At 59.3% G+C, this 6,369-nt stretch carries 9 protein-coding genes; 3 read left to right on the top strand and 6 right to left on the bottom strand.

Annotated elements, in window-relative coordinates; genetic code table 11:
* Nucleotides 1–417: IS630 family transposase (locus BMX92_RS26545; protein ID WP_143066933.1), on the top strand; the 417-nt coding region annotated here is incomplete at its 5' end.
* 154 nt (nt 418–571) lie between these two features.
* Here the strand turns inward: BMX92_RS26545 and BMX92_RS26540 are convergent.
* The 3 genes from BMX92_RS26540 to BMX92_RS26530 all read right to left on the bottom strand — a co-directional run bounded on the left by BMX92_RS26540 (nt 572) and on the right by BMX92_RS26530 (nt 2,869).
* Complete coding sequence (locus BMX92_RS26540; protein WP_093022726.1) at nt 572–2,104, bottom strand: IS66 family transposase; 1,533 nt, start codon at nt 2,102–2,104, stop codon at nt 572–574.
* Nucleotides 2,105–2,165: 61 nt separating this feature from the next.
* Nucleotides 2,166–2,513, bottom strand: a complete 348-nt coding sequence (gene tnpB, locus BMX92_RS26535; protein ID WP_009824048.1) for an IS66 family insertion sequence element accessory protein TnpB — start codon at nt 2,511–2,513, stop codon at nt 2,166–2,168.
* Nucleotides 2,510–2,869, bottom strand: coding sequence for an IS66-like element accessory protein TnpA (locus BMX92_RS26530; protein WP_093022723.1), 360 nt, complete (start codon nt 2,867–2,869; stop codon nt 2,510–2,512). Before BMX92_RS26530 ends, tnpB begins: the two co-directional genes overlap by 4 nt.
* A gap of 24 nt (nt 2,870–2,893) precedes the next feature.
* Between BMX92_RS26530 and BMX92_RS26525 the strand changes: the two genes are divergently transcribed.
* Nucleotides 2,894–3,478, top strand: a complete 585-nt coding sequence (locus BMX92_RS26525; RefSeq protein WP_093022719.1) for a DUF5677 domain-containing protein — start codon at nt 2,894–2,896, stop codon at nt 3,476–3,478.
* 75 nt (nt 3,479–3,553) lie between these two features.
* Here the strand turns inward: BMX92_RS26525 and BMX92_RS26520 are convergent, their stop codons facing one another.
* Entirely contained in the window at nt 3,554–4,585 is a 1,032-nt protein-coding gene (locus tag BMX92_RS26520) for a Fic family protein (protein WP_218145870.1), read from the bottom strand.
* Between the two features lie 284 nt (nt 4,586–4,869).
* Here BMX92_RS26520 and BMX92_RS26515 point away from each other — a divergent pair, with 284 nt between their 5' ends.
* On the top strand, nt 4,870–5,388 hold the full coding sequence (locus BMX92_RS26515; protein ID WP_093022713.1) for a hypothetical protein: 519 nt from the start codon (nt 4,870–4,872) through the stop codon (nt 5,386–5,388).
* Between the two features lie 252 nt (nt 5,389–5,640).
* Here the strand turns inward: BMX92_RS26515 and BMX92_RS26510 are convergent, their stop codons facing one another.
* Nucleotides 5,641–5,862, bottom strand: coding sequence for a hypothetical protein (locus BMX92_RS26510; protein ID WP_093022709.1), 222 nt, complete (start codon nt 5,860–5,862; stop codon nt 5,641–5,643).
* A 90-nt stretch (nt 5,863–5,952) separates the two neighbouring features.
* On the bottom strand, nt 5,953–6,369 hold a 417-nt coding region (locus BMX92_RS26505), incomplete at its 5' end, for an IS630 family transposase (protein WP_143066913.1).

The following is a 6,369-nucleotide window of genomic DNA, read 5'->3' as shown; positions in this document are numbered from 1 at the left end:
CATGGCCATTGGAAAACCACCACTTTCACCGGTGCGCTGCGCCTGACGGGCATGACTGCGCCGATGGTCCTGGACGGTCCCATGACCGGCGAATGCTTCGCTGCCTATGCCCAGCAGGTTCTGGCGCCAACGTTGCATCCTGGTGACATCGTCATCCTCGACAATCTGCCGGCGCATAAGGCAGTGGCTGCTCGTGAAGCCATCGAAGCGGTTGGAGCGAGCATGCTGTTCCTGCCGCCATACAGCCCCGACTTCAACCCAATCGAAAACGCCTTCTCCAAACTCAAGGCTATCCTGCGAAAAGCCGCCGCCCGAACTATCCCGGAGCTATGGCATGCGATGCGTGACGCGTTGCCACGCTTCACTCACGAAGAATGCGCAAACTACTTCACCGCCACCGGATATGAGCCAGAGTGATCGGATTATACTCTAGCCGAGGCCTATCTCTGGTATTGGCTATGTGAGGACGATGTTCACGAGGATGTACGGCAAGGTCGTTTCATCCTGCTGTACTGCCATGATCACGGCTCGCGAGGGCGGTTGTTCCGTAAGCGTGGCCTGAGCACCGCAGTTATGCGGCTTGGGCGACGTCTTGCTCGCTCGGATGCCAGTTCCACGGCATGAGCTCATCCCAGCGAGTAGCGGGCCAGTCGCCAGCGATTTTCTCGATGACATCGGCGATGTAGGCCTGCGGTTCGATGCCGTTGAGCTTGGCGGTCTCGATGACGGAATAGATGGCGGCAGCCCGTTCGCCGCCGGCCTTCGATCCGGCAAAGATCCAGTTCTTGCGGCCGATCGCCACGGGACGGATCGCGCGCTCGGCGATGTTGTTGTCGATCTCGGCAATGCCCTCGTCGATGTAGCGGGTGAGCGCATCCCAGCGCTTGCGGCCATAGCTGAGCGCCTTGGCCATGTTGGACTTGGGCGACAGGCGGCGCAGGGCATCGTCGATGATCGAGCGTAACTCGTTCACCTGAGGCCTGCTTCTGTCCTGCCGATGCCGGCGGCGCTGGTCGGGTGGCTGCCCGCGTATCTCTTCCTCGATCCGGTAGAGAGAGGCGATCCGATCCAGCAGGTTGCTCGTCAACGGCGTCGGGCTGGTGGCGTGGTTCTCGAATATCTTGCGCCGGAAATGCGCCCAGCAGGCGACTTCCTGGATGCGGTTGCTCCTGTAGAGCTTGTCGAAGCCCGCATAGGCATCAGCCTGTAGCAGCCCGGTAAAGTCCTTGAGCTCGCTTTGCGGGTGGACGCCGCTGCGGTCCGCGGTGAAGCGATACCAGGCCAGCGCGGGCGTGGATGCGCCAGCAGCACGATCATCGACGACATAGGCCCAGAGCCTCGCCTGCACCGTCTTGCCCTTGCCGGGCATCAGCATCGGCACGGGCGTGTCATCGACATGGATCTTGCCGGCCTTGATCCCTTCTTCCCGAATGCGACTGACGATCGGGTCAAGCAGATGTGCGGCCTGTGCGGCCCAGCCTGCCAGCGTCGATCGGTCGATATCCAGGCCCTGCGCCGCCATCATCTCGGCCTGGCGATAGAGGGGGAGATGATGATCGAACTTGGCGACGACGACATGGGCGAGCGTAGCGAAACTGGCTTTGCCCCGTGCAATTGCCTTTACGGGCGCCGCGGCCTGCACGACCTGTTCGCAGGATCGGCAGCTATATTTAGGCCGGACGGTGCGGATGACGCGCCATTGCACCGGCGCGACATCGAGCATCTCGTCGCTGTCCTGCCCGAGCGGACGCAGGGCGCCTCCACAGGAAGGACAGGTGCAGGTGCCTGCTTCCGGTTCAATCCGGCGTTCGGCCCGTGGCAGATGCGCCGGCAAAGCGCGGACCGGCGCCGGTCGCTCCCTCTGATCTGCCTGGACCTTGCGGATATCGGCAAGCTCAGCTTCGCCTTCCAACTCCTCAAGGGTGAGTTCGAGCTGTTCGATCTGGAGGAACAGCTTCTCCGAAGACTGGCCAAAGGTGAGCCGCCGGAGCTGGGCCAGTTGGAAGCGCAAGGTATCGATCAGCGTGTCGCGGGCCGCCAGAGCGGCCTCCAACTCGGCGATGCGGGCGTCCTTATCGACGGGGGAAGAGCCTCGATCCGACACCCTTGAATAGTATCAAAGCGGCATCATCGATGCCAGATAAACCCACAGGGATCCGTACTTTTTAGCCTGCCAGCAGCGGTGCGGCTGTCCGCTCCGGGCGTCGCCAGTCAATGCCTTCAAGCAGCATGGAAAGCTGTGCCGAGGTCAGGCCGACCTTGCCCGTCTTCGTCACTGGCCAGACGAACCGGCCACGGTCCATCCGCTTGGAAAACAGGCATAGGCCCTGGCCATCATACCAGAGCAACTTCACCAGATCGCCACGCTTGCCCCGGAAGGCGAACAGCGCTCCGGAATGCGGGCTCTGCTCCAGCACCTGCTGGGCCAGCACCGCCAGACCGTCAAAACCCTTGCGCATGTCGGTGGCGCCACAGGCCAGATAGATCCGGGTGGAAGGTGGCAGCGGGATCATCGCGTGAGAATGGCAATGACCCGTGCCAGGGCCTCGGCATCGACACCGGCGTCCACGGTCAGCTTCACGCCCGAGGGCAGTTCGATCCCGATAGGACCGCCGGGCGCCGACAGTGCCGGAACCGGGGCAGAAAGCTCGACCTCCGCGAAACTGGGCAATGCTGCTGGCCTGGCACCGCCAAGCTCGCCCGACATCGCCTGCCGACGCCAGGTGTAGATCGACCCGCTGCCGATCGCGTGTCGCTTGCAGGCGTCACCAGCCGAACCCTCGGGGTCGAAGGCATCGCGCAAGATCGCCAGCTTCTGCTCCACTGTCCAGCGGCGCCGACCCGCAACGACCTCAATCCGAGTGCTCATACGACCGCTCGTATGAGCACTCATATGAGCGCTCGCTGGTCCACCTTCGATCTCGTTATCCATCGCCGCTCCCTATCCGAGCGGCAATCAGCCCTTCATCCCGCTACCGCGCAAGGCGGCCTCGGCGCCACGCTTACGTTGTTCCCTGAGGACAAACTTAACAATGAAGATGACGCCGTTATGGCTGACCTTATCAAGCGGTTTGATGAAAACGCATATTTGAAAACATATGATGAAAAGGCGCGCCGCGAAGCCCTCAAGGGCCATAAGACACCTTTCATACAAGATGATGTTCTGGAGAGGATGGGGGCCGACAAGGAAGGGTTTCGTTTCTCCTATCGGTTTTTGTCACAACATACACATACCGGACCTATTTCATTTTACAGGCTATTCGAACATGATCGAGGTAAGGGCGTCGAAACCGAGCAGGAGAAATCCTACATGATCTTGGCCATTGAGATTGCATCTGGCGTTCTGAGCGGTGCAATTGACGGCCATTTGAAACTGTTTCCCGAAGCGGAAACCCGAAAGCCCCATCTCACTGATGCCGATGTTATTCGGAACGTCGAACGCAATCAGGGCCGGGCCAAAGGCGACAAACGAGGATAGCTCAGGGAAGTGGTCGCAATCGCCGTTGCGATCATTCCCGCGAATGTGCCTCAGGCCTCCTCAATGAGGGCGGCATTATGCCCGGCCATACCATGTCCCCTTGCCCATGCCGTGCTGCGTAAGATGATTGGCGGCCACTAAAGCCTGCAAATGCTTTTTGGTCGTGTGCCGATTGGCATTGGTCAGTTTGATAATCTGACCAATGGTCAGCCGCCCATGCGCTTTGGCCAATTCAAGAATCTGAATGGACAGATCGGGCAGCGTTTCGATCATGATCCGTTCGCGCTCGATCTTTTGTTGAAGCCGCGCTTTCTGCTGTTGTAGGGCGCGGAGAAAGAAATGAACCCACGGTGCCCAATCGGGCGCATCGCTGCGGATCGTGCCCTGCGTCCGGCGCAGGGCCATGTAATAGCCCTCCTTGCTTTGTTCGACCACGCTTTCAAGGGAGCTATAGGGGACATAGGCGTAGCCGCTGCGAAGCAACAGCAGGGTGGTCAAAACCCGCGACAACCGCCCATTGCCGTCTTGAAACGGATGAATTTCGAGAAAGACCACCACAAAAATGGCTATGGTAAGCAGAGGGTGCAATGACCGTTCGGCCAGCGTGTCATTGTACCACGCTACCAGTTCGGTCATGAGGTGCGGCGTGTCGAACGGCTTCGCCGTTTCAAAAACGATCCCGATTTCCTTGCCGTCCGCATCGAACGCGCTGACATGGTTGGGATTGGTTTGGTAGGAGCCGCGATGCCATGCGTCCTTGGTGCTGTGAACCAGCAGGTCGCGATGCAATTGCTTGAGATGGTTTTCGGTCAGGCTGATGGCGTTGGCGTTAGTGAAAACCAAATCCATCACATCGGCATAGCCCGCCACCTCTTGTTCGTCGCGGGTAGCGAACTGGCGAATTTCCAGATTGGACAGCAGCCGTTCGACTTCCTTGTCCGACAGCTTGCTTCCCTCAATGCGGGTGGAAGAGCCGATGCTTTCGATCGTGGCGACGCGGCGCAAGGCCGATAGGCGTTCCGGGGCGAGAGTTCGCAATGCCGTCCATGCGCCTTTGAACTCATCCAGTTCGGCGATGAGCGAAAGCGTCTCGGTGGTGATGGTCAAGGTGTCGATTCTGAACGACATAGCTATAAATATAGCCATAAATATCCAAAAAGACAATTGTCAGCGAGTCATAACCTTATCCATAAATATCCATATCCTGCGCCGCATGGGCGACTTCGAGCCTCTCTCGGAAAACGAGGTCCGAACCGGAGGGCGGCATTTAATCTCGCTCACCTTGTCGGTGGCGGGATTTTTTCTCGCAACTATTTTATGGGTGTTCTTTCTTCTCGCTTGAAACGGCCCTGTGTCGTGCCATCCTTGTGAGAACGAAAGGAGGTCGGAACATGACTGACGCAAAATCAAAAGGCCGCCCCAAAGGCAGTGAGAAGAACGACGATGCCGCCCTGTCGGCGGTCGCTGACATGATTGTCATCAATGCAGGGCTTCGCCCGACCACGGCCATGCGTTGCTTCAACAAGAAAGCGACGCCTTCGGAACTGCGCCGTTGGCAGGCGAAATGGAAGGAGCGCAAGGAAGGCTATCTGGCCGATGCGCGGCTGCGCGTAGAAACCAAAGCCCGCGAAGAGGTAGAGCGGCGCACGGCGTCTGCGCAGTCCAGCAGGCCGGCAAGGATCGGCCACCTGGCAATGTTGCTCGATACGCCTGCGATGCGTATTGCCCGTGGCCTTGATCTAAGTCCGGCGATGAAGGCTATCGCGGCACACCAGAACAGCCCTTCGATGCGGATCGTGCAGCAGATGGAAAACAGCCATGCGTTTCGAATTGCCCGCGAACTGCAAAATAGTCATGCCGCGCGGCTCATGAAGGAAATGGATCGGTTGACCCGTTTCGGCTTTCGCTGATCGCAAACACGAAGGGCAGTACAGAACCGATCCGCTAAAGCTGATCGCAAGATGTGTGCGGTAATACCGCACCATCTTGGCAAGGGGTCCCGCTGCGCGCCCCCGTTGCATCCCCCCGGCCAGTAACATCATACGGCATCGAGCCTTCTGATGTCATGCACCGTATCGTCGGTGCATCACTCGTGGGGGAGCGTTCCAACTCCCCCTACACCCCCATGAGCAAGGGGCGTGCCTGCCCCTTGAACCCTGCCGTCAGGATTGCACGCCGCTAAGCTGCCTTGCCGCGCCGCGTCCGGTGAATACCGCAGCCCATTGCGCCGATGACACCAGCAGCCGACTCGACGCCTTGATGAGGGACAATTCGGCTGCGGACAGCGGACGGAAGAAAGAGGGCTTTCCGTCCTGCATGATCCTGCCGAACGTCATCACCGCCGTCTTGCTTCCTTTTGCGTTGAACGCGGTGAGTGTCAGCACCGGCGTTTTCGCAAACAGGCGAATGCGTTCCCGTGTTGAGAACGCTTCCGGGTCTGGCGCTCTGAACCCCCGGATTAGAGCAGAATCCGATCACTCTGGCTCATATCCGGTAGCTGTGAAATAGTTTGCGCATTCTTCGTGAGTGAAGCGTGGCAACGCGTCACGTATCGCATGCCATAGCTCCGGGATAGTTCGGGCGGCGGCTTTTCGCAGGATAGCCTTGAGTTTGGAGAAGGCGTTTTCGATTGGGTTGAAGTCGGGGCTGTATGGCGGCAGGAACAGCATGCTCGCTCCAACCGCTTCGATGGCTTCACGGGCAGCGATTGCCTTATGCGCCGGCAGATTGTCGAGGATGACGATGTCACCAGGATGCAACGTTGGCGCCAGAACCTGCTGGGCATAGGCAGCGAAGCATTCGCCGGTCATGGGACCGTCCAGGACCATCGGCGCAGTCATGCCCGTCAGGCGCAGCGCACCGGTGAAAGTGGTGGTTTTCCAATGGCCATG

This window comes from Sphingobium sp. YR768, assembly GCF_900111125.1.
GTDB lineage: Bacteria > Pseudomonadota > Alphaproteobacteria > Sphingomonadales > Sphingomonadaceae > Sphingobium.
The sequence above is the reverse complement of the archived record's forward strand: the minus strand, read 5'-3'. Positions and strand labels throughout refer to the sequence as shown.

Bases quoted from the DNA above. Each gene is read 5' to 3' on its own strand.
- tnpB (WP_009824048.1), bottom strand. From the start codon at position 2,513: ATGATCCCGCTGCCACCTTCCACCCGGATCTATCTGGCCTGTGGCGCC.
- BMX92_RS26530 (WP_093022723.1), bottom strand. From the start codon at position 2,869: ATGAGCACTCGGATTGAGGTCGTTGCGGGTCGGCGCCGCTGGACAGTG.
- BMX92_RS26525 (WP_093022719.1), top strand. From the start codon at position 2,894: ATGAGCGCTCGCTGGTCCACCTTCGATCTCGTTATCCATCGCCGCTCC.
- BMX92_RS26515 (WP_093022713.1), top strand. From the start codon at position 4,870: ATGACTGACGCAAAATCAAAAGGCCGCCCCAAAGGCAGTGAGAAGAAC.